General features: G+C 73.2%; 23 protein-coding genes and 1 pseudogene. 11 read left to right on the forward strand and 13 right to left on the reverse strand.

The window, feature by feature from the left end; genetic code table 11:
* Nucleotides 1–91: 91 nt before the first annotated feature.
* Entirely contained in the window at nucleotides 92–622 is a 531-nt protein-coding gene (locus AB0469_RS33265; protein WP_366455196.1) for a MarR family transcriptional regulator, read from the reverse strand.
* 41 nt (nucleotides 623–663) lie between these two features.
* A complete protein-coding gene (locus AB0469_RS33270; protein ID WP_366455197.1) occupies nucleotides 664–1878 on the reverse strand; it encodes a PP2C family protein-serine/threonine phosphatase in 1215 nt (404 codons plus the stop codon).
* Between the two features lie 101 nt (nucleotides 1879–1979).
* On the opposite strand from AB0469_RS33270, the gene AB0469_RS33275 reads away from it, so the two are divergent.
* Entirely contained in the window at nucleotides 1980–2480 is a 501-nt protein-coding gene (locus AB0469_RS33275; protein ID WP_366455198.1) for a MarR family transcriptional regulator, read from the forward strand.
* 60 nt (nucleotides 2481–2540) lie between these two features.
* On the opposite strand, the gene AB0469_RS33280 is transcribed toward AB0469_RS33275, so the two are convergent.
* Together AB0469_RS33280 and AB0469_RS33285 are read right to left on the reverse strand one after the other, a co-directional pair.
* Nucleotides 2541–2975, reverse strand: coding sequence for an ATP-binding protein (locus AB0469_RS33280; RefSeq protein ID WP_366455199.1), 435 nt, complete (start codon nucleotides 2973–2975; stop codon nucleotides 2541–2543).
* A gap of 67 nt (nucleotides 2976–3042) precedes the next feature.
* On the reverse strand, nucleotides 3043–3390 hold the full coding sequence (locus AB0469_RS33285; protein ID WP_042816839.1) for an STAS domain-containing protein: 348 nt from the start codon (nucleotides 3388–3390) through the stop codon (nucleotides 3043–3045).
* 404 nt (nucleotides 3391–3794) lie between these two features.
* On the opposite strand from AB0469_RS33285, the gene AB0469_RS33290 reads away from it, so the two are divergent.
* The 3 genes from AB0469_RS33290 to AB0469_RS33300 are packed head-to-tail and all read left to right on the forward strand — an operon-like array spanning nucleotide 3795 to nucleotide 6852.
* A complete protein-coding gene (locus tag AB0469_RS33290; RefSeq protein ID WP_366455270.1) occupies nucleotides 3795–5294 on the forward strand; it encodes a PP2C family protein-serine/threonine phosphatase in 1500 nt (499 codons plus the stop codon).
* Entirely contained in the window at nucleotides 5291–6415 is a 1125-nt protein-coding gene (locus AB0469_RS33295) for a cobalamin-dependent protein (protein ID WP_366455200.1), read from the forward strand. The genes AB0469_RS33290 and AB0469_RS33295 overlap by 4 nt, the downstream gene beginning before the upstream one ends.
* Nucleotides 6412–6852 (forward strand): STAS domain-containing protein, encoded by a 441-nt coding sequence (locus AB0469_RS33300; RefSeq protein WP_366455201.1) that lies wholly within the window; start codon nucleotides 6412–6414, stop codon nucleotides 6850–6852. The genes AB0469_RS33295 and AB0469_RS33300 overlap by 4 nt, the downstream gene beginning before the upstream one ends.
* Nucleotides 6853–6864: 12 nt before the next feature.
* On the opposite strand, the gene AB0469_RS33305 is transcribed toward AB0469_RS33300, so the two are convergent.
* The 4 genes from AB0469_RS33305 to AB0469_RS33320 all read right to left on the reverse strand — a co-directional run bounded on the left by AB0469_RS33305 (nucleotide 6865) and on the right by AB0469_RS33320 (nucleotide 10209).
* Nucleotides 6865–8454: a SpoIIE family protein phosphatase gene (locus AB0469_RS33305; protein ID WP_366455202.1), complete on the reverse strand. Its 1590-nt coding sequence runs from the start codon at nucleotides 8452–8454 to the stop codon at nucleotides 6865–6867.
* Between the two features lie 326 nt (nucleotides 8455–8780).
* Nucleotides 8781–9185: a DUF2267 domain-containing protein gene (locus AB0469_RS33310; RefSeq protein ID WP_366455203.1), complete on the reverse strand. Its 405-nt coding sequence runs from the start codon at nucleotides 9183–9185 to the stop codon at nucleotides 8781–8783.
* An 88-nt stretch (nucleotides 9186–9273) separates the two neighbouring features.
* Nucleotides 9274–9669: a DUF2267 domain-containing protein gene (locus AB0469_RS33315; protein WP_366455204.1), complete on the reverse strand. Its 396-nt coding sequence runs from the start codon at nucleotides 9667–9669 to the stop codon at nucleotides 9274–9276.
* A gap of 105 nt (nucleotides 9670–9774) precedes the next feature.
* Nucleotides 9775–10209, reverse strand: a complete 435-nt coding sequence (locus tag AB0469_RS33320) for an Hsp20/alpha crystallin family protein (protein WP_366455205.1) — start codon at nucleotides 10207–10209, stop codon at nucleotides 9775–9777.
* Nucleotides 10210–10337: 128 nt separating this feature from the next.
* On the opposite strand from AB0469_RS33320, the gene AB0469_RS33325 reads away from it, so the two are divergent.
* The gene (locus AB0469_RS33325) at nucleotides 10338–10991 is read left to right on the forward strand and encodes an HSP18 transcriptional regulator (RefSeq protein WP_366455206.1); all 654 of its coding nucleotides are present in this window, start codon (nucleotides 10338–10340) and stop codon (nucleotides 10989–10991) included.
* 117 nt (nucleotides 10992–11108) lie between these two features.
* Here the strand turns inward: AB0469_RS33325 and AB0469_RS33330 are convergent, their stop codons facing one another.
* A complete protein-coding gene (locus AB0469_RS33330) occupies nucleotides 11109–12092 on the reverse strand; it encodes a helix-turn-helix transcriptional regulator (protein WP_366455207.1) in 984 nt (327 codons plus the stop codon).
* Between the two features lie 148 nt (nucleotides 12093–12240).
* On the opposite strand from AB0469_RS33330, the gene AB0469_RS33335 reads away from it, so the two are divergent.
* The 5 genes from AB0469_RS33335 to AB0469_RS33355 all read left to right on the forward strand — a co-directional run bounded on the left by AB0469_RS33335 (nucleotide 12241) and on the right by AB0469_RS33355 (nucleotide 16316).
* Complete coding sequence (locus tag AB0469_RS33335) at nucleotides 12241–13653, forward strand: aminopeptidase P family protein (RefSeq protein WP_366455208.1); 1413 nt, start codon at nucleotides 12241–12243, stop codon at nucleotides 13651–13653.
* A 182-nt stretch (nucleotides 13654–13835) separates the two neighbouring features.
* Entirely contained in the window at nucleotides 13836–14312 is a 477-nt protein-coding gene (locus tag AB0469_RS33340) for a hemerythrin domain-containing protein (RefSeq protein ID WP_366455209.1), read from the forward strand.
* Nucleotides 14313–14347: 35 nt separating this feature from the next.
* Nucleotides 14348–14755, forward strand: a complete 408-nt coding sequence (locus tag AB0469_RS33345) for a hypothetical protein (protein ID WP_366455210.1) — start codon at nucleotides 14348–14350, stop codon at nucleotides 14753–14755.
* 82 nt (nucleotides 14756–14837) lie between these two features.
* Nucleotides 14838–15533, forward strand: a complete 696-nt coding sequence (locus tag AB0469_RS33350) for a DUF6766 family protein (protein ID WP_366455211.1) — start codon at nucleotides 14838–14840, stop codon at nucleotides 15531–15533.
* A gap of 507 nt (nucleotides 15534–16040) precedes the next feature.
* Complete coding sequence (locus tag AB0469_RS33355) at nucleotides 16041–16316, forward strand: isoamylase early set domain-containing protein (protein WP_366455212.1); 276 nt, start codon at nucleotides 16041–16043, stop codon at nucleotides 16314–16316.
* A 130-nt stretch (nucleotides 16317–16446) separates the two neighbouring features.
* On the opposite strand, the gene AB0469_RS33360 is transcribed toward AB0469_RS33355, so the two are convergent.
* The 3 genes from AB0469_RS33360 to AB0469_RS33370 form a co-directional block, all read right to left on the reverse strand.
* Nucleotides 16447–17001, reverse strand: a complete 555-nt coding sequence (locus AB0469_RS33360; RefSeq protein WP_366455271.1) for an isochorismatase family cysteine hydrolase — start codon at nucleotides 16999–17001, stop codon at nucleotides 16447–16449.
* A 602-nt stretch (nucleotides 17002–17603) separates the two neighbouring features.
* Nucleotides 17604–18164: a histidine phosphatase family protein gene (locus AB0469_RS33365; protein WP_366455213.1), complete on the reverse strand. Its 561-nt coding sequence runs from the start codon at nucleotides 18162–18164 to the stop codon at nucleotides 17604–17606.
* Between the two features lie 64 nt (nucleotides 18165–18228).
* Nucleotides 18229–19698: a DegT/DnrJ/EryC1/StrS family aminotransferase gene (locus AB0469_RS33370; RefSeq protein ID WP_366455214.1), complete on the reverse strand. Its 1470-nt coding sequence runs from the start codon at nucleotides 19696–19698 to the stop codon at nucleotides 18229–18231.
* A gap of 102 nt (nucleotides 19699–19800) precedes the next feature.
* On the opposite strand from AB0469_RS33370, the pseudogene AB0469_RS33375 reads away from it, so the two are divergent.
* Nucleotides 19801–19926 (forward strand): annotated as a pseudogene (locus AB0469_RS33375) (RNA polymerase subunit sigma-70); the annotation flags it as partial.
* 152 nt (nucleotides 19927–20078) lie between these two features.
* On the opposite strand, the gene AB0469_RS33380 reads toward AB0469_RS33375, so the two are convergent.
* Nucleotides 20079–22016: an amino acid transporter gene (locus tag AB0469_RS33380; protein ID WP_366455215.1), complete on the reverse strand. Its 1938-nt coding sequence runs from the start codon at nucleotides 22014–22016 to the stop codon at nucleotides 20079–20081.
* Nucleotides 22017–22023: the final 7 nt, after the last annotated feature.

A 22023-nucleotide genomic window follows, 5' to 3' on the forward strand; every position in this document is an offset into this window, starting at 1 on the left:
CACCTCGAAGCGTGGAGAACGGCCGCCTCCGCCGTCCCGGGAAGAACCGCAGATCAGCAGGTTGAGTGACGTGCGAGGTTAAACGCCAAGCTCAGGCCCCGTCCGAGAACCGGGCCGGTGCGCTGGCCGGCCCGGCGGAGGCGCCCGTGGCGGCGGTCGGCGCGTCGGCCGGGGAAAGGCCGGCGGCCGCCTCCCGGAACGCCGTCAGGCCCGCCACCAGCGCGTCCACCGCCCCGGGCGCCATCCGGCCCAGCACCGCCGACAGCTCCCGCAGCCGGATCGCCCGCCGCTCCTCCAGGAGCGCCCGTCCCCGGGCCGTGAGCCGCACCTCCACCTCGCGCCGCCTGAGCGGGTGGGGTGAGCGGGTGAGCAGCCCCATGGCCTCCAGCCGGTCGCAGAGCCGGGTGACCGACGGCGGACGGGATCCGAGCACATCGCCCAGGGCCCGCAGGTTGACGCCCTCGGCGCCCTCGACGGCGAGCAGCACCCGCAGCTGAGACGGCGACACCGCCGGTGTCACACCGTCCTGCCCCCGGGCGTGCAGGACCGCGAGGAGGTCCGCCGCGGCGGCGAGGACCGCGGCCGGATCCTCGTGCGCGCCGGAGCGGCCGGGGCGGGGCATGCCCCCACTGTGCCACCGTCCGGCGCGGTCGGCCCCCGGCGCTACCGCCCGCCGCCCCCGGGCCCCGCGCCGGGCCTGCCGTGCCAGTCGAGACAGACGACCATCGCGTCGTCGGCGGCGTCCACACCGCCCCGGTACCCCGGCAGCTCTTCCAGGAGCGCCCGCGGCACCTGCGAGGGCGGCAGCAGCCGCGTGTTCAGGACGGCCCGGGTCAGGGCGTGCAGGCCGTACGGTTCCCCGGCCGGGGAGAGCACGTCGTAGACGCCGTCGCTCAAGAGGACCAGCCGGTCCCCCGGCAGGACCCTGAAGCGCTGACAGGTGTAGACGGTGTCCTCGAACATGCCGAGCGGCAGCTGCGCCTCCAGCCCGACCGGCTCCACGGCGCCCCCGCGCAGCCGCCAGAGCCGGGGCGACCCGGCGTCGATGACCTCAGCCTCGCCGGTGTCCAGGTCGAAGCGGAGCAGCAGCATCGGCAGGTGCTGCCTCCCCTGGTAGTGGCCGTACAGGGCCTGGTCCGCCAGGGCCGCCTGATCGGCGAGGCCGAGGCCGGCCCGCCGGGCGTTGCGCAGGGCGCTGACGGCGAGACTGGTCAGCAGCGCCGCCTCGACGCCCTCGCCCATGCCGTTGTTGACGGTCAGCGTCAGGTGGTCGGCGGAGGCGGACCAGTCGAAGCTGTCGCCGAAGATCGCGTACGCGGGCTCCAGCTGCGCCCCGAGGTCGTACTCCGGCCGGGAACAGGAACGCCCCGGCAGCAGCTGCCACTGCATCTCGGCCGCCAGGGTGAGTCTCCTGGCCCGGCGCGCCTGGAGGAAGAAGTCGGTGTCACGGTCGGCGACGAGGATCTCGTGGGCCAGTGCGTCGGCCACGTCCTGCAGCGGGCCGAGGAGTTCACCGACCGCGACGCCGGCCGGGAAGCGGACGCTCAGGACCCCGAGCCGGTCGCCGCGCACGGTCACCGGCAGGTGCACGGTGGTCCCGCTCGCCCCGGGGACCACGTGCGGCTCCTGGGCGCCGAAGGCACGGCCCTCGGCGCCGTTGTACGCCGACACGGATTCGGCGGTGAAGGGCCGGGCGGTGACGGGCTGGAGCCGCGCCGAGGCGTAGTCGGCCATCAGCAGCTCGGCCCCGGCCGCCCCGTGGTCCCGGACCAGGATGCCCCGGACCTCCTCGAACACCTCGTGCGGAGCAGCGCCGCGCAGCACGCGCTCGACGCCACCCCCGCCCCCGACGCCCTCTGCGCGTACGACTTCGGTCACCGGCCCCGTTCCTGTCTCTCTCGCAACTGCCAAGATGGGGGACGACGAAGCCGCCGGTCCACCGAGGAAGGGCCGCGCGTACGTCCGGTAGGGAGTGTCACATGAGTCAGCGGTCGATCGGCTCCTGCGGGCCCGCCGCCCCGGCCGTGGCGGAGATGAGCAAGCTGATCGAGCTGCTGGAGGTGGTCTGGGAGCGCGGCCGGGACACCGCCAGCGCCCCGCCCGTCTCCTCCGCGCAGGCCCGGGTGCTGTTCCTCGTCGAGGCGAACGGCCGGCTGAACCTGCGCGAGCTGGGCAGGCTGCTGGAGGCGGCCCCGCCGTCCGTCACCCGGCTCTGCGACCGCCTGCAGGCCGTGGGCTTCCTCGAACGGCACCCCGGGGCCGAGGACCGCCGCGAGGTGCTGCTCCGGCTGACCCCCTCGGGCCTGACGTACCTCGAACGGCTGCGCACCCGCAGGCAGGAGGTGCTGGCCGAGGCGATGGCCGAGATGCCGGAGGCGTCCCGGGCCGCCCTGGCGACGGGGCTCGCGGCCTTCTGCGCCGCGGTGGCGAAGCCGCTGCGGCTGCCGTCCCCGGAGTCCTTCACCACCAGGTCGGCCTGAACCGGCCGGCTCCCCCGCCCGGCGGCGGGCCCGGCTCGCACGGCTCCCGCCGGGGCGGGGTCAGCTCAGACGGAGCGCCGTCGTGATGGTCTTGCCGTCGGCACGGGTACGGCAGTCGACGCGCTCCGCCAGACGCTGGACGAGGGGCCAGCCGTATCCGCCGGGGTGGTCGGCCGTCCCCGTACGGGCCGTGGGCGGGCGGGGGTTGGCGTCGGCGATCGACAGGCGCAGGACGCCGTCCTCTATGTCGGCCCGGAAGGCGGTGACGCCGTGGCCGTGCCGGATCGCGTTGGTGACCAGCTCCGAGGTGACGAGCAGCGCGTCCGCGGCGGGGACGCTGTCGAGGCCGACACCTGCGAGCAGCAGCAGTTCGCGGACGCGCTCGCGGGCCGCGGCCGCGGAGTCGGGCGGTGCGGCGTTCCCGTCGCCGACCGCCTCGCCGCCGTGCCGCTGCGAGCCCTGGGGGGCGTGGGGCGGCGGGAGTGGGTGGTTCATGCTCATCGCCTGCCCATGGCCGTACGGGTCGTACCGGAACACCCCGTTCGGGCACGCCGGATGGTGGTCAGCATGTCATCGCGGTCGCCAGGCTGTCGGCCATGCGGAACGCCGGTGCGGCTCCTGTGACGTCCAACAGCCGCCGCACGGCGGTGTGCAGCGGGCCGGCGAGGACGAGCACGGAGCCGGCGGCCGCGTGGGCCCGCTGCGCGGCGAGCAGCGCGTGCAGCACGGAGGAGTCCACGAAGGGGGTGCCCGACAGGTCCACGACGGTGCGCGGCGGGCCGCCCTCCGACGCCCGCGCGAGGGCACGGGCCAGCAACGGCGCGTCGTCCTCGTCGACTTCGCCGTGCAGGCTGATCACAGTCGCATCGCGTTCTGCGGTCGTGGTGACGACCGCCGCCCCTCCGGTCACCGGACCATTCTCCTCCATCGGGTGCGGTACCGGATACCGGGCACCCGCCCGGCGCGCAGCCCCTCTCCTCCGTCACTCCCGGGGAGGAACCCTCGACACCCCGTCCGCCCGGGGCCCGGTTGCACGGTGGACGGCCCATGGAGGATGGTTGCCGCAGGACAACTGTTGTTCCGAGGCCTTCCGGTCTTTCCGCCGTGATGAACGCGATGAAGAGGTGAGGGGTCCGCGCAGCGGGCCTTCAACGTTTGGTTCCTTCCACCGAGACGACGTCGAACCCGCCCGCCGCGGCCCGGCCGTGGAGCCAGGCCCCCTACCCGGTGCTGGTGGCCGACGCGGACGCGGTCGTGGTCCACGCCAACGAGGCGGCGGGGCTGGTGTTCCCGGACGCCCGCCCGGGCTCGCCGATGCCGGACGCGGTCCCCGGCTGGCTGGCGTCGGCGCACGCGCGCTACGCCACCCCCCTCCCCGCGCAGCGCCCGCCGGCCGATGCCGGGGCCGTCCGGGGACGGGTCGGCGACCGCTCCTACGAGGCGCACCCCACACCCCGTGACGACGGCACGGTCGTGTGGTGGCTGGTCGACGACACCGACCACCGCCTGGCCCGCGAAGCGCTGTGGACGGAACGCAAGCGCACCGAGTTCCTGGTCCGCTCCTCCAACCTGCTGCTGTCCTCCCTGAACCTCGACCGCTGCATGGACGTCACGGCACGGATGGCCGCCGACCACCTCGCCGACGCGGCCCTGGTGATCGCCCCCGTACAGGGCCGCCGGCTTCCCGTCGTCTCCTGCGTCCGCGGCGGCAGCCCGTCCGTGTCCCGCGCCGCCGTCGACCCAGGGGACGTGCCCGGGCTGGCCGAGGCGCTCCAGGGTTTCCCGCCCGTCCCCTCCCGGTGGCTCGACCCGTCGGCCGCGCCGGCCTGGCTCGTCCCGGACGGCCTCGGCGCCCTGGGGTCGATCGTCATCACACCCCTGCCCGGGCACGGTGTGCCCGCGGGCGCCCTGGTGCTGCTGCGCGGCGACGGCGTCGGCGCGTTCACGGAGGGCGAGGAGGTGTTCGCGCGCCTGTTCGCCGCGCGCGCCGGCGCCGCGATGTCGGCCGCCCGGCTCTACGCGGAGCAGGCGTCGATCACCGACACCCTGATGCGCGAGCTCCTGCCCCCCTCGCTCCACCAGGTGTCGGGGGTGGAGTACGCCGGCGGCTACCGGCCGTCGAAGGACCACGAGCGGGTCGGCGGCGACTTCTACGACGTCCACCCCGCCACCGACGAGGGCGCGCCCTCCCTCGTCGTCCTCGGAGACGTGTGCGGCAAGGGGCTGGAAGCCGCGGTGATGACCGGCAAGATCCGCAACACGCTGCACGCCCTCCTGCCGATGGCCGACGACCACCACCGGATGCTCAGCCTGCTCAACACCTCGCTGCTGAACTCCGAGAACGCCCGCTTCGCCACCATGGTGCTCGCCTCCGCGGCCCGGGACGGCAACGCCGTGCGGCTGCGCCTGACGAGCGCCGGGCACCCCGCGCCCCTGATCCTGCGCTCCGACGGCCGGGTGGAGGAGGCCCCCACCAAGGGCACCCTGGTGGGTGCGCTGCCCGAGATCACCACGCAGACCGCCCGCGTGACACTCGCCCCCGGGGACACCTGCGTGCTGTACACCGACGGAATCAGCGAGGCACGCGGAGGCCCCATGGGCGGTGTGATGTTCGGGGAGGAGCGGCTGCGCCGCGCCCTGTCGCAGTGCGCGGCGATGCCCGCCGAGGCGGTGGTGGAGCACGTTCAGATGCTCACCTCCCAGTGGGTGGGGGCGGGGCGCCACGACGACATGGCCGTCGTCGTCATCTCGGCGCCGCGCACCAACCACCTCAGCGCCGTGGACGGCCACACCCGCGGACGGTTCACCGCATGAGCCCGTACGACACCACGGCGCCCGCGCCGGCCGCCACCGCGACTTCCGCGTCGGCGCCGGCGCCTGCGCCGGGCGAACTCCGTGCGCGGGTGTGGGAGTCGGTGATGGCCTTCGACGAGGCCGCCACGATCGGCACGGTGGTCCGCGCGCTGGACGGGGGCACGGGCGCCGAGGAGCTCCTGCTCGACGTCATCGCCGCCGTCCAGGGGCGGGTGGGCCGGGAGTGGGCGGCCAACCGCATCACGGTCGCCCAGGAGCACGCCGCCACCGCCATCAACGACCGGGCCGTCACGGCCATCGCCCTGCACCCCTCGGCGCACACGGAGCCGACGCGCGGCCGGGTGGTGGTGGCCTGCGTCGACGGCGAATGGCACGCCCTGCCCGCCCGGCTCCTGGCCGAGGTACTGCGCATCAGGGGCTGGCACGTCGACTACCTCGGGGCGCAGGTCACCGCCCCGCACCTGGTCGCGCACCTGCACCGGACCGGGCCGGACGCCGTCGCCCTCTCCGGCTCCCTCGCGACACGGCTGCCCGCCGCGCACGCCACCATCACCGCCTGCCAGGCCGTCGGGACCCCCGTGATCGTGGGCGGGGCCGCCTTCGGGCCCGGGGGCCGCTACGCCCGCCTGCTGGGCGCGGACGGCTGGGCACCCGACGCCCGGGCCGCCGCCGACGAGCTGGCCCGCGGCCCCCTGCCGCGGGTCCGGCCCGGCCACCAGGCCATCGACGACCTGCCCCACCTGAAGGACCAGGAGTACACGCTGGTGGCCCGCAGCCGTCCGCGGCTGGTCGGCTCCGTGTTCGGGCAACTCGCGGACGCCTACCCGGCGATGCGCACCTACACCGAGGTCCAGCGCGAGCGCACGGCCGAGGACCTCTCCCACATCGTCGAGTTCCTCGCCGCCGCCCTCTACACCGGTGACGAGGACCTCTTCTGCGGCTTCCTGGTGTGGACCGCCGGAGTCCTGGACGCCCGCGGGGTTCCCGCCGCCTCACTGCTGCCCGCCCTGGAGCTCCTGGAGCGGGAACTGCAGGACTTCCCCCGCGCCACCGCCACCCTCCGGGCCGGAGCCGCCCGTCTGACCCGTACCCCTCTCACCACTGCCGGGACCGCTGAATGACGAGCCTGCCCTCCGCCCCGCTCGGCCTGACGTACTCCGCCTCGCACGGCACGGTGCGCGTCGAACTGAGCGGCGACCTCGACCACCTCCACGCCGACCTGCTCGTGGAAGCCGTGGACCGGCTGCTCGCCGCGCATCCCGGACTGCTCGACCTGCGGCTGGACTGCGCCGGGCTGTCGGCCGTCGACTCCAGCGGCCTGGCGGCGCTGCTGATGGTCCGGCGACGCACCGGCACGGCCGGCGCGGGGCTCCACCTCGACGCGCGGACCGTACAGCTCGACCGCCTCCTGGAGCTCACCGGCACGCTGGAGTACCTCACGGCACCCGGCGCGGGCGCCCAGGCTCTGCGCAGCGGCGGATGCGGCCTCACGCGCGCCGCTCCGGCGGACGAGAACCAGCCCGCCGCTCCCTCCGGCGTTGCCGAGCCGCGTGCCTGAGCCCGTGTCGCATCACCGGCCTGGGGAGCTGATGTGCAGCACGCAGATGTCGTCGCGACGGGCCTGCGGGGCGACCAGCGTCCGCACGATCGAGTCCAGGAACCGCGGCGTGCCGGCGTGGACCACGGCTGCGGCGGCCAGGCGGGCCAGGCCTTCGTCGATGGGCTCGCCCGGCCTTTCGACCAGGCCGTCGGTGTAGAGGACCAGGTGGTCGCCGGGGAGCAGGTCGACGGTGGAGACCTCGTAGCGGGGTCCTTCGCCGGCGCCCAGCAGAATGCCGGACGTGGAGGGCAGGAAGCGGGCCCGGCCGTCGCGCACGAGAAGGGGCGGCGGGTGGCCGGCGCACACCCAGGTGAGGCGGGAGTCGGCAGGCCGGTACACGGCCATGATCATGGTGGCGGTGGTGCCGCTCCGCTCCGGGGTGTGCAGCAGGAGGGTGTTCAGGTTGTCCAGGACGGTGGGCAGGGGGGTGCCCGTGAGGGCCATGCCCTTGGCGGTGAAGCGCAGCAGGGCCATGGTGGCCACCGCGTCCAGTCCGTGGCCCGCGACGTCGCCGACGACGAACAGGGCGCTGCCGTCGGGCAGCTCGATGGCGCTGTACCAGTCGCCGCCCAGATCGAGGCCCTCCTCCAGGGGCCGGTAGGCGACGTCGACGGTGAGGCCGGCCAGGTCCAACTGTCGGCGGGGTACCGGCAGCAGGGTGTGCCGGAGGCGGGCGGCGAGGTCGCGTTCGGCGGTGAGCAGGCTCTGCTGGGCCAGCGCGGCCTGCTGCTGTTCCCGCAGCTGCTGTGCGGCGTGCCTGGCCGCGGTGAGGTCCTGGAAGAAGCCGTGCACCCGGACGGGCCGGCCCTGTACGTCCGTCTCGGTGTCGGCGACCACCCGCACGTGGCGGACGCCGTGGCCGGGAAGACGGACGCGGAACGTGCGGTCCATCGGCTCCCCGGTCTTCAGCAGGCGCCCGATCGCGTCCTCCACCGCGGCACGGTCCTCGGCCTCGACGTGGGTGGAGAGTTCCTCCAGCGTCATCGGCCCCTGCGACCGGTCCCTTCCGAAGATCGAGTACACCTCGTCGGACCAGGTGATCTCCCCGCGGACCAAGTCGCGGTCCACCCAGCCCATGCGGCCCACGCGCTGCATCAGCGCCAGCCGGCGCTGCTCGCGTTCATTGGCGTCCAGACGGCTCCAGGAGACGATCAGCCCGCTCCGGCACCGCACCGCGCGCACGCCGTACCGGGAGCGGTGCGGGACCCCGGCGGCCGTTTCCTCGTACGCGAGCTGCCCCTCGTAGGCGGCCCCCGTCTCCAGCGCTCCCAGGTAGCCGCGCCACAGGTCGGTGGTGTCGATGCCCGGATACGTCCGCAGGACGCTCAGCCCCAGGAGGGCGGGGCCGCGCCGCCCGCCGATGTCGACGGCCCCGGGCGAAGCGGCCACGAGCCGGAAGTCCGCCACCTCGCCGCCGGCCCCGTACTGCGGCTGGAGGAAGACCACGGAACCCGAAAGCCCTGCCAGGACCTCCTGGACCACCGCCGCCACCAGGTCGCCGCTGCCTGCCGCCGGGTCGGCGCCGGGCTCCGGCACCACCGGCTGCTCATGGTCCGTCATACGGCGAGCATGCCACGGCAACAGCACCCTTCGCCGCCGCCCTCTTCCACGGCGAGGCCCTGCAGTGGAGCACCGGTGGCGGGCGCGGCTGCGACATGCTCCTCCGAGCAGGACCAGGTCGTCCTGCGCTACGCGGACGAGGCCGTGGCCCGCCTGAACAGCGGGCCCGCGGAAGAGGCGGCCGCCGAGCCCCGCCTGAGGCCGCATGGGCACGTCCGAGGGCCGTGCCGGCCCTGCTGCGGGGGACGGTGCCGCCCCGCTTCGGGGCCGGGAACACGGTGCGGTCCCGGCCCCCGGCCCCCGGTGTCGCCATGCGGGCGGCTCGGTCAGGCGGCGGGCTGGTGCCGGCGCAGTTCGGCCCGGCCGAAGAGGAGGGCGTAGCCGTCGGGGAGTCGGCGCAGGATCCTGGTGAGGAGGTCGGGTCCTGCCAGGCGTGTGACGACGGCGAGGACGGCGCCGGTGTCCCAGCGGGCGGTTGCGGGGGTGGCGCCGGTCCGGGCGGCCAGTTCCTTGACGAAACCCCAGCCGGTGAGGGGGTGGCCGTCGGGGATCTGGGCGGTCAGGGTGAGCGCGGCTTCCACGGGCAGGCACCGGGCGAGGTCGACACGCTCGTCTCCGGTGAGGCGGCGGCCGAGGGCGGCCAGGACGTGGTGGACGGCGTCCGCGGCGCGTTCGCGGGTGGGGTAGGCGCCCTCGTAGCGCACGCTCTCCAGCATCTGGTCGAACGTCATGAGGGTGTGGGACGGGTTCGCTGGAGGCTGGTCGTACACGGCTGTGGCTGCCTTTCTGTGCGGAGGATCCGGTCTGCGGCCGGTGCGGTCAGGCGGGTTGGGGGTGGCCGAAGAGGACGTCGTAGCCGGGTGGGAGCTGGAGCAGGACCTCGCGGGTCAGCGCGTCGCCCGCGGCGGCGGCCGCGGTGGACAGGACCGCCCCGATGTCCCAGAGCGCCGTCTCCTCGGTGGCGCCCTCGATCCAGGCCGCCGTCGCGCGGACGAAGCGCTCCGCGGACAGCGGCTCGGCTGCCTGCAGCGGGTTGAGGAGGATCAGGGCGTAGGTCTCGGGGAGCCGGGCGGCCAGCTCGGCCCGAACCGTGCCGACCAGGTGCGCGCCCAGCAGGGCCAGGACGACGCGCGCCGCACGGTCGGCTTCCTCGAAGGTTTCGTACTCACCGCGTTCCCTCACATGGGCGAGGAACGACTCCCTGCGCATCGGCATCGACATCACCTCCGGAGAACGAAGGGGTGTGGAAGATCAAGGGGGCGGAGGGCGGGCGCCGGAGGGGGATCGGGTCTCCCGCCCTCCGCCCCAGGTGCGGCAGGCTCAGCCGGAGATCTGCTTGCGGCCCGCGTCGCCGCCGATGCTGATCTTGCGGGGCTTGGCGCGCTCGGCGATCGGGATCCGCAGGGTCAGGACTCCCGCCTCGTAGTCGGCCTCGATGCGCTCGGTGTCGAGGGTGTCGGCCAGCACGATCTGGCGGGAGAAGACGCCGAGGGGCCGCTCGGAGAGCTCCATCTGCACGGTGTCGCCCTTGGCGGCCGGGCGCCGCTCGGCCTTCACGGTCAGCATGTTCCGCTCGACGTCGATGTCGATCGCCTCGGTGCTCACACCGGGCAGGTCGAAGGCGATCACGTAGGCCTCGCCCTCCCGGTAGGCGTCCATCGGCATGACCGACGGCTTCGACCAGGTCCCGGACGTACCCGAGAGCTGCTGGACGATCCGGTCGATCTCGCGGAACGGGTCGGTGCGCATCAACATCGCGAAACACCTCCAGTCGGTTCAGGCAGGAACTGCCAATGCGCTTCAACGTGCCTCTGTTGTAACATGTCATCGAAACGATGACAAGAGAAATGTCGCCTGATGGATGACAGTGCCGTGGAGGCGCCGTGAACGAGAACCCTCCCCCGATCCAGCCGGTCCGCGCCGCCGAGGCCGTCGCCGCACTGGACACCATCCGCCGGGCGGTCCAGGACGCGCACCACTCCTCCGCAGGCGCACCGACGACCGGGCCCGCCGGCCCGGAGCAGACCCTGGCCGCGCTGCTGATGCTGCGCGAGGTCCGCGAGCAGCTCACCGGCTGGGAAGCCGTCCTGATCGAAACGGCCCGCGGCCAGGGCGCCAGCTGGGTCGAGCTCGCCGCGCCGCTCGGGGTCGCCAGCCGCCAGGCCGCCGAACGGCGCTACCTGCGGCTGCGCCCCGGGGCTGCGGGGAGCACGGGTGAACAACGGGTCCAGGCCACCCGTGACTCGCGCGCCGCCGACCGCACCGTCACCGCCTGGGCCCGCGACAACGCGGCCGACCTGCGACGCCTCGCGGGACAGGTCACCTCCCTCACCGGCCTTCCCTCCGACGCCGAGGGAGCCGTCGGCGAGCTGAACCTGGCCCTCGCCGACGACGACGCCGCCCGACTCGTCGGCCCCCTGACCGGCGCCCGCCCCCACCTGGGGCCCGACGACACCGAACTCGCCGACCGCATCGACGCCATGACCCGCCACGCCGAGCGGCTCCGCCAGGACAGCGACGAGCGGCGCAACTCTTGATCCGCCGATCCGCCCGATCCGCCGATCCGCGCCCGCGAAACCGACCCCGTACCGGCCGCGCGCCGTGGGTGTTTCGCGACCCCCGAGCCCGTAGGTGCCCGAGCCCGGCACCATGGCTCACAGCCAGCCGTTGCGCTGGGCCTGGAGGGCGAGCTGGAAGCGGTTCCCGGCACCCAGGCGGGCCATCAGGATCTGGAGCCGGCGGAAGAAGGTGCGGCGGCTGATGCCCAGTTCGCGGGCGATGACCTCGTCGCCCGCGCCGCCGGCGAGGAGGCGGAGCAGCCGGCGGTCGGCGGGCTGGAGGCCGGCCGGGCGGGTGGCGCGGCCGTGGAAGGGCAGGGCCTGCTGCCAGGTCTGCTCGAACAGGGCGACCAGGGCCGAGAGCAGGCCGCACGGCTGGACCACCAGCGTCGTGTTGTGCACGTCGGCCTCCCTGATCGACAGGGACACCAGCGCGTACGACTCGTCGATGATCAGCAGCTTGACCGGCACCGTCGGCGCCACCCTGGCCTGCTCCCCTGCCTCGATGCACGGCTCGACGGCCGTCTCCAGCCGGCCGGGCGTCTCCAGTGACGCCTTCGAGTAGACGACCCGCTGCGTCACTCCCCGGGCGAGCGTCGCCAGCGCGTCGTCGAGGGCTTCGGTCTGCGGGAAGTAGGGCGGCGATTCGAGCTGGCGGATCTGCTCGCGGGCGCTGGCCCAGGCCTGGCGGAGCCTCGGCCCGACGGCGTCACCGGTGACCACTTCGACGAGGTTGTCGTCGCGGGCCGTGAGCCGCCGGCGGCGGAACGATTCGAACGCGCCGCCCACGGCGATGCGGGACGCGTCCAGCTCGGCCGCGCGGCGCCGGGCGAGGATCTCCAGGCCGGCGGCGGGAGGGACAGGTGCCCCCACGTCCGCGCCCTCCTCGGCGGCGCCGGCCAGCCCGGCGTCGACCAGCTCGCCGTACGCCGTGGCGAACTCGCCCTCCTCCAGGCCGGCCGCCCGGCGCAGCTCGGAGAGCGGTGCGGGGGCCAGTTCCAGAAGGGACAGGTACACGCGACCCGCCGTGGGGCCGATCCCCAGCATCCGCAGGGCCTCGTCCAGTTTCGCGTTCGCCATGCACCGCATTATCGGCGACCACGGGGCATCGGTGACCGATCAGTGCCACTGGCACGACTGGGTCTCCGGAGGGCGGCCCGCCGCAGTACGGTCCGGGCACCGCCGGGGCCTCCCGGCCGCCGAAACCGTCCGGAAGAAGGTGTACGTCGTGGCGAACGCGCGCAAGAACGGCCTCTACTCGGAGATCTCCGCCGAACTGTCCGCTCTGATGAGGACGGGCTGGGCGGACACCGAACGGCACGACCTCGCGGTCGACGGGCAGGCCCCGTACGCGGCACTCCGCCGAGCCGCCCTCTCCGCCCGCTTCCCCGGCGAGCGGCTGGTGGTGCCGTCCGGCAACCTCAAGACCCGCTCGAACGACGACGTCTACCCGTTCCGCCCGTACTCCGGCTACGTCCACCTGACCGGCGACCAGGCCCGCGACGGCGCCCTCGTCCTCGAACCCCGTCCGGACGGCGGCCACGACGCGTACTGCTACCTGCTGCCGCGCGACAGCCGTGACACCGACGAGTTCTGGCTGGGCTACACCGCCGAGCTGTGGATGGGCCGTCGCCGCTCCCTCGCCGAGTCCGAGCGCGTGCTCGGACTGGCCTGTCGCGACGTCCGTACGGCGGTGGGCGACCTGGCCGCCGCGTCCGGCGTGCCCACGCGCATCGTCCGCGGCGTCGACCCGGCGCTGGAGGCCGCGGTCACCACCGACGCCGGACGCGACGCCGAGCTGGAGGAGGCCCTGAGCGGGCTCCGCCTCGTCAAGGACGAGTGGGAGATCGGCGAGATGCGCAAGGCGGTCGACTCCACCGTGCGCGGATTCACCGACTGCGTCGGCGAGCTCTCGCGGGCGATCGCCTCCTCCGAGCGGTGGATCGAGGGCACCTTCTTCCGCCGGGCGCGGCTGGAGGGCAACTCCGTCGGATACGGCTCCATCTGCGCCGCGGGCGACCACGCCACGATCATGCACTGGACCGACAACGACGGCCCCGTACGGCCCGGTGAGCTCCTCCTGCTGGACGCCGGCGTGGAGACCCGCACCCTCTACACCGCCGACGTCACCCGCACCCTGCCCGTCAGCGGCACGTTCACGCCCGTGCAGCGCATGGTCTACGACGCGGTGTACGAAGCCCAGGAGGCGGGCATCGCCGCCGTGAAGCCGGGTGCCGCGTACCGCGACTTCCACGTGGCGGCGCAGCGGTACCTGGCGGAGAAGCTCGTCGAGTGGGGCTTCGTCGAGGGCCCGGCGGACCGCGCGTACGAGCTCGGCCTGCAGCGCCGGTTCACCATGGCCGGAACCGGCCACATGCTCGGCCTGGACGTCCACGACTGCGCCCAGGCCCGCACCGAGGAGTACGTCGAGGGGGTGCTGGAGCCGGGCATGGTGCTCACGGTGGAACCGGGCCTGTACTTCCAGCCGGACGACCTCACGGTCCCCGAGGAGTGGCGCGGCATCGGCGTCCGGATCGAGGACGACCTGCTGGTGACCGCCGACGGCCACGAGAACCTGTCCGCGGGGCTGCCGCGCTCGGCGGACGAGGTCGAGGCGTGGATGGCCCGCGTGGCGGGCTGACCGGCGACGGCCGCGGCTGCGGCTGCGGCTGCGGCTGCGGCTGCGGCCGTCGGCGGTACCCGGGACGGGTGACTGTGCGCTGCGATGCGGGACCGGACCCGCCGCAGGGGGAAGTCAGTCAACCGGGACCACCGTCGACGGGGCCGTGGTCGTGTCATGCCGGCCTGCGGAAGGAATGTCCTGTGGACGCCATCGTGCTGCTGCGTGAAGACCACAAGACCGTCGAGAAGCTGTTCAAACGGTTCGAGAAGACGGACGACGAGGACACCACCGGGCGTCGCCGGATCGCGGACGAGGTGATCGGGGAGCTCACCGTCCACGCGTGGATCGAGGAGCAGTACTTCTACCCGGCCGCCCGCGAGGCCGCCCCCGACACCGAGGACCACGTCCTGGAGAGCCTCGAGGAGCACCACGCGGTGGTGTGGATGCTCTCCGAGCTGAAAACGATGGACGCCTCCGACGAGCGGTTCAAGGCCAAGATGACCGTACTGATGGAGCGGGTGCGCCACCACGTCGAGGAGGAGGAACAGGACTGGTTCCCCGACGTGCGCAAGGCCATGGGCCGCAACCGCCTCCTCGACCTCGGCCTCCAGCTGGAAGAGGCCAAGGGGCAGGCGCCGCGCGATCCGCTGAAGGTCCCCAGCGCGGCATCCGGATGATCACCGTGGCAGGGCGCCCGTGCAGGGGGCGGCGGGTGCGCCGGGCAGGTCGGACGCTGGCCGTGGCGCTGGCCGTCCTCGCTGCGGGTGGGTGCGGGGCGCCCGGTCCGCGCGAGGACGACGCCGTCACCGCGGCGCTCGCCTTCGAGACCGCGCTGGGCAGCTCCCGCTACGCGCAGGCCTGCTCGCTGCTGGCACCCCGGACCCGCCGGGACGTGGCAGCCGCGGAGGACTGCGGCCGCGCCCTGGCGAAGGAGAACCTGCCGGTCGCCACCGGCCGGGCGTCGTCCGCCGTGGCGGAGGTGTACGGACGGCAGGCAAAGGTGCGGCTGACCGGGGACACGCTGTTCCTGTCCCAGTTCGACCGGGGCTGGAAGGTCATCGCCGCCGGGTGCACCCCGCGGCCCGAGCAGCCCTACGACTGCCGGGTCAAGGGGGGCTGAGCGTGCGCGGACTGTTCGTCACCGTCCTGGCGGTCGTCCTCGTCGGGCTGGGCTACTTCACCACGATCGGGCTGCTGCAGCGATGACCACACGACAGAACCCGGCGGGCAGCTTCTGGCGGGACAACAGCCTCACCCTGGTCTTCGGCGGCGCGTTCCTGGTCGTCCTGGCCTGCCAGGCCGTCGCCGGCCGGGCCGAGTTCAACGAACAGCTCACCGTGGCGGGCTTGCAGCAGGTCACCTTCCCCCAGTACCTGACGTCCTCGGACTTCGCGGTGGACGTCACCGAGAACTGGCAGTCGGAGTTCCTGCAGTTCTTCCTCTACATCTTCGGAACTGTCTGGCTGCTCCAGCGCGGCTCCCCCGAGTCGAAGAAGCTCCACAAGGCGGGCCCGGAGAGCGAGGCGGAGCAGCGGATGGGCGAGCACGCCCGCGCGGACTCCCCCCGCTGGGCCGGGGCCGGCGGCTGGCGGCAAACGCTGTACTCGCGCTCCCTCGGCACCGTGATGGCGGTGCTGTTCCTGCTGTCGTGGCTGGCGCAGTCCATCGCCGGCACCGCCGCCTACAACGCCGAACAGCTGCGGGATCTGTCCGAGCCGGTCAGCTGGGCCGCGTATCTGGTCTCGGCCGACTTCTGGAGCCGGACCCTGCAGAACTGGCAGTCCGAACTCCTCGCCGTGGCCGCCATGGCCATCCTCTCCGTCTACCTCCGCCAGCGCGGCTCCCCCGAGTCCAAACCCGTCGGCGCCGCGCACACCACGACCGGAATCGAGGGCTAGGACGGGCAGGCAGGCTGTACCCGCTCGACGACGCCGAGGCGCGTTCCTCCTGTGCGGTTTCGCCCGGCTCCGGCCGAGCATCAGCAGGGGAGGAGGTCGAGGCGATGCGCCGGTGCGCACGTACCCGGGCCGCCGGCGGGCCCCCGCGCCTCTGCGCGGAGGACTTCGACGTCGCACTCGATGCGGACCTGCCGGTCCGCTGCTCCGAGAACGAGGAGGCGCCATGAACACTCCCAGGAGACACGAGGACGACGCGCAGTCCGACGAGCGGACGCGCAACCGGTCCGCGGAGGTACGCCACGTCGTGGCCCCGACCCCGCGGGATGTACGGGCTCGGGCGGAGGGCGACGAGGACGACGGGTCCGGCCCTCCTCCGGCCGACTCATAGCCGCTCTTCCCGCCGGAGCACACGGGACCCGTCGTCCAGCGACTTCCCCGGGCTGCGGGTGGGGCCCATGTGAACGACGATGGTCGGCGTACCCCGTCCGCTGTCGTGAGGAGCCGGCCGTGCTGGAGCGCACCCTGAAGAAAGACCGCACCGAGGTCACTTTCGTCCTTCCCGCCGACAGCCCGCCCGGCCCCGTCAGCGTGGTCGGTGACTTCAACGACTGGAAGCCCGGCGTCCACACCCTCAAGCCCCGGAAGGACGGCAGGCGCGCGGTCACCGTCGAACTGCCCGGGGAAGCCGTGCACTCCTTCCGCTATCTCGCCGCGGGCGACTACTGGTTCAACGACGAGAGCGCAGGCGACCGGGACGGTCCCAACAGCCGCCTCCACACCTGACCGCCGGACGGTGAGGCACCCGGTGAGCAGCCGGTCCGGTCTCCCGGCAGCCGCAGTTCGAGACCGCCGCAGCAGCCCTGACCTCGTCGGACGGGCCGACGGATCGGGCAGGGCTGCCGGAGGTCCGCCGTCAGCCTGACGGGGTGTCCTCGAAGGTGATCTCGCCGCTGGGGCGGAGCTCGGCCGCCATGTTGCGTTCCATCATGCGCAGGGCCGCCTCGGCGAGGCCGGCGTCGATGTGGGCGACCGCGTCGAGGGCCACGACGACGTCGAGGTGCCGGATGTGGGCGTCCAGGGCGGAGTAGAGCACGCACTGCTCGGTCACCTGCCCGCACAGCACCACCTGTCGGACCCCGAGCTGCCCCAGCAGGTAGGCCAGGGGCGTTTCGAAGAAGGCCGAGTGCCGCGCCTTCACGACGAAGAGGGCGTCCTCGTCAGGCGCGATCGGCTCGACCAGGCCGGCGTACCGGCCGGCGAGCGCAGCTTCGAGGATCTCCCCGTGGTGGGAGCGCCAGCGGCCGAAGTTGTCGTTCACGTAGACGACAGGCGCGTCGGCGTCCCGCGCTCGTTCGAGGAGCGTTCCGACGCCCGGAAGGGCTTCGCGGACGGACCGCACGAGCACCTCGGCGTCCTCGTGCTCGTAGGTGTTCAGCATGTCGATCACGATGAGTGCCGTCCGGCCCATGTCTCCGCCTCCCGCCACGCCGGGCACCTGCCCGCGCCGTCCGGCGGCAATCGCCCCCTCCTCGCCCGTCCGGTCCACGCGGCCGTGCCGGGCTGTGCGGGGCCGGGGCGCACCCGGTCCGGCGCCCAAGCGCGGCAGGGGGACACGGCGATGATCCGGGTACCCGCACGCATGGACACCACGATCACCCACACCACACCACACCGCTGCGCGCCGTCGCGCTGGTCTGCACGCTTTCGCCGTCGCCGAAGCCGTCGAGTGCGCAGCTGCTGGCCGAACCGACCATAGCGGCCCTGTCCGATCACGGCGTCACAGGGAAAGTGATCCGGACCGTCGACCACGACGTCAAACCGGGCGTCGGGGTCGGCATGGGGGACGGGGACGCCCGGCCGGGGATCCGCGACACGACCACGGGCTGCGCCAACCTGGTCCTGTCCACGCCGATCCGGCCCGGCCACCCTCGCACCTCGCACGCCGCCTCAAGGCCGCCGCCTACCCGCCCTCTACCTGACCGCCACCGCACGCGAACGCCCCGCCGGGTGAGCCGGGGCAGCCGGCGGTGAACCCGCCACGGCTGGTCCGGGACGAACCGAGCGGCCGGGTCAGTCGCCGGGTGACCAGAGGGCCGCCAGGGTCCCGCTGCCGGGAGACAGCCGCTGCCAGCCGCCCGGCACGTCCACCACCACGACGCCCGAGGTCGGGAACCCTTTTCCCAGCCGGTCCAGCAGCTCCGGCGGGCCACCCCGGCAGAGGCCGGCGGCCAGTTCGCGGATGCCCGGGTTGTGGCCGACCAGGAGCAGGGAGCCGAGGCCCCGTGCGCGCTCCTTCACTGCGCTGACGAGCACGCTCGGCGCCGCGTTGTAAAGCCGCTCGTCGTACAGGGCGGGGGGCGGGTCCTCCAGGGCGGGGACCGCGAGCTGCCACGTCTGCCGCGTCCTGCGGGCCGGCGAGCACAGCACCAGATCGGGTTCGAAACCGGAGTCCGCGAGCCAGCGGCCCGTCAGAGGTGCCTCCGCCTTTCCGCGCTTGCTCAAAGGACGATCGATGTCGTCGTACGGCTGGTGCTTCGGCACCGCTTTCGCATGCCTCACCAGCAGCAACCGGCACACGGCCGCCCCGTCGGGGGCCGAGGACGCCGACGGGGGGCCGGGGTCAGGGGACATGGCGGTCTCCTTTCGAGTGCGTACGTACGGCCCTCGCCCGGCCCCCGAGTGGGGGCGGCGGGTTTCAGGGCCGCTCGCGCAGGACCCTGACGCTGTTGACGTCCGTGTCGACGGCATCGGGCACGACCATGCCGGCCTCGACACCGGTGCGCAGGTAGCGCAGGACCTCTGCGGTCAGCCGTTCACCGGGCAGCGCGGCGGGGATGCCGGGCGGATAGGGGGTGAGCATCTCGGCGGCGATGCGCCCGTCAGCCCGTTCCCACGGGACCTGTTCGGTGCGGCCGAAGAACGCGTCGCGGGGCAGCGCCACCTGCTCCAGGCGGAGTTCGTGGGGCGAGGGGACGTGCACGGGCTGCCCGGTGCGCAGTTCGGGCGCGTGGGCGGCGAAGTCGGTCAGGGCCGTGAGCAGGATGCCGGCGGTGTGGTCGTCGTCGGCGTGCGTGAACTGGGCGCTGATGCGCCGGTGGTCGCAGACGTGGAGGTTGACGCGGTGGCGGGTGCGCAGCCAGTCGGCGGCGCGGTATCCGGTGACCTGCGTGGCGCTGATGTCGATGATGATCTGGAGGGGGTCGAGGTCGGAGGCCTTGCCGGGGCCGCAGAAGTCGGTGCGGTCGTGGACGTGCATGCCGTCGGTGCGGGAGATCCGGTCGCGGACCCGTCCGGTGAGGGCGAGCGCGTCGTCGTAGAGGGTTTTGCCGTGCTCGACCATCTGACGGCGCCAGCCGTCGAGGGCTGCGTACACGAGGACGGAGGGGCTGGTGGTGCCGAGGAGGTCTTCACGGCCTCTGAGTACTTCGGGGGCCACCAGGTCGCCCTGGAGGTGGAAGACCGAGCTCTGTTCGAGTGCGGAGCCCATCTTGTGCACCGAGGTGACACATACGTCGGCGCCCGCGTCCATGGCCCAGGTCGGCAGGTCGGGATGGAAGGGCAGGTGGGCGCCCCACGCCTCGTCGACGATCAGCGGGACCCCGCGCCGGTGGCAGACCTCGGCGATGGCCGCCAGGTCCGAGCAGGTGCCGTAGGGGGTGGGGGTGGTGACGAGCGCGCCGCGTGCGTCGGGGTGCTCGGCCAGTGCTTCCTCGAACGCCTCGGGGGACGGCGGGTGGGCGAGGTGTCGTCGGGCGTCCCACTGCGGGTCGACCCAGACGGGGCGGATGCCGGACAGGACCAGCCCCGAGACCACCGCCTTGTGCGCGTCCCGTCCGACCACCAGCTCCTCGTGCGGTCCGGCGACCGAAAGCATCGCGGACTTCACGGACAGCGAGCTGCCGCAGGTGGAGAAGAAGGCGTGGTCGGCACCGACGGCCTCGGCCATGAGCGCCTGTGCCTCCTCGACGATCCCCCGGGAGGAGGTGCGGTCGTCCAGGCCGCTCGTGGCCAGGATGTCCGAGTGGAACACGGCGTCACCGAGCACGGCGCGCACCCGGGGATCCGCTCCCCTTCCCTGTTTGTGTCCCGGCGGGGTGAACGGCGTCTGGCCGGTCTCGTGGTAGGCGGCCAGCGCATCCAGTACGGGTGTCCGCGACTGATCCATACCTGCGCGCCTGCCCACCGCAGGTGTGCGAAAACGCGTGCCCGGTGTCAGTCCGTCGGTGCTCGACGTGCGATTTTCCGTCTTGAAGGGGTGCGGTGCGGCATGGGGGTTGGCCCGGTGGCCGGCGCGGTGGTGGAGGAGCTCGAGGAGCTCAGGGGTGAGCTGACCGGGTACTGCTACCGGATGCCGGGCCCGTACAGAGAGGCCGAGGACGCCGTACAGGAGACGTGGACCCCAGCAGGCCCGGCACCATCGGCGGCTTCCTGGAGCACACGGGCGACCCTCTGGTCGTGACACCCCTCCCCCACAGCGAGGGCCCGCCGGCCCGCCGCCTTGGCGGCGGGCCGGCGGGATTCCTGTCGGCCGGGGTGCGCCGCCCGTCAGCCGGCGTGTACGTGCGGGCGGCGGGAGCGGTCGGGTTCGGCCTCGCGGATGACCTCGCGGGTGACCGGGGCGACCTCGCCCTGGCCGAAGAGGAAGAACCGGAAGAAGTTGGCCATCGGGTTGCCCTCGGTCCACTCGAAGTAGATGTGGGGCCGTTGCCCGGTCTCGTCGCGGACGTGGAGCAGCAGGGCGGCGAGGGCGTTGGGGATGCTGGAGCTCTCCAGGGTCAGGACGCGGTAGCGGTCGTGGAGGACTTCGCCGCGCACGCGCATGCCGGACTCGAATTCGGAGGCGTCCAGGACGGTGACCTCGACGAACATGACGTCGTCCTCGGCGGGGATGTCGTTGTCCGCGCGGATCTGCGCCTTCTTCTGCCGGTACTCCTCGAGGTCCCGGCTGTCCGGCTCGTTGGCGATGAACCGGATCGTCCGGTTGGCGGTGTCGCGGATGAACCGTTCCGCCATGTCGTCGAACTCGATGTGCGTGACGCGCAGCTCGAAGACGCGGGCGAGTCGCGAAAGGAGCGAGAGCGCCATGATGCCGCCGATGAAGCAGGCACCGATCTTCACGCCGTCGGGGCGCTCGGCGACGTTGATCGCGGTGGTGTAGATGAAGACGGCCGAGATGATGCCGAAGCCGATGGTCCAGCCGCGCTCCCCGGCGCGGCGGGCGGCGATGGTCACGGCGACGGCCGCCGAGGTGATCAGGACCAGGACGCCCGTGGCGTAGGCGCCGCCCTGGGCGTCCACGTCGGCGTTGAAGATCCAGGTCACCAGGAAGGCGATCAGCGTGAAGACGATGACCATCGGGCGCAGGGCCCGGGCCCAGTGCGGGGCCATGCCGTAGCGGGGCAGGTAGCGCGGCATCAGGTTGAGCAGGCCGGCCATGGCGGAGGCGCCCGCGAACCACAGGATGCAGATCGTCGAGACGTCGTAGACCGTGCCGAAGGCGGAGCCCAGGTACTCGTGGGCCAGGTAGGCCAGGGCGCGTCCGTTGGCTTCTCCGCCCGGTTCGAACTGGGCGGCCGGGATCAGCAGGGTGGTGATGAGGCTGGAGCAGATCAGGAAGATGCTCATGATCACGGCCGCCGTGGTCAGCAGCTTCTTGGCACCGCGGATCCGCCCGGCGGGGTTCTCCTCGGTGTCCGTCGGGTCTCCGTGGACGTGCGGCATGACCGCCACGCCGGTCTCGAAGCCGGACAGGCCGAGGGCGAGTTTCGGGAACACGACGAGCGCGATGGCGATCATCATGAAGGGGTTGCCGTGCTCGGCGGTCAGCGCGGTCGTCCAGTCGGTGATGACCTGCGGCTCCGCGAACACGTTCCACAGCCCGACCGCCACCACGATGACGTTCAGGCCCAGGTAGGTGGCCACGAGGACCACGGCGACGCCGATGGCCTCGCTGAACCCCTTGAGGAAGACACCGCCGAGCAGCGCGATCAGGATCAGGGTGATCAGTACCTCGTGCCCGTGCAGGGTGCTGGTGAGGTGCGGGTTCTCCACCATGTGCGCGGTCGCGTCGGCGGCCGACAGGGTGATGGTGATCAGGAAGTCCGTCGCCGCGAACCCCAGCAGGGTCAGGACGAACAGCTTGCCCTTCCAGAAGGAGAGCAGTTTCTCCAGCATGGCGATGGAGCCCTCGCCGTGCGGGCTCTCCTCGGCCACCCGCCGGTAGACGGGCAGGGCGCCGAAGAGGGTCAGCAGCACGAGGACGATGGTCGCCAGCGGCGACAGCAGACCGGCTGCGAGGAAGGCGATGCCGGGCTGGTAGCCGAGGGTGGAGAAGTAGTCCAGTCCCGTCAGGCACATGACCCGCCACCACGGCCGGCCGTGCGGCTGGGCCGCCGCCTCCTTGGCGGCGGGGGAACTGGTCTGGGCGGTCAAGCCTTCCAGCATCCACGCGCGCAGGCGCGAGGAGCGGGCAGGGGTGGCCATGGTCGGG

This window comes from Streptomyces sp. NPDC093801 (assembly GCF_040701585.1).
Classification (GTDB): domain Bacteria; phylum Actinomycetota; class Actinomycetes; order Streptomycetales; family Streptomycetaceae; genus Streptomyces.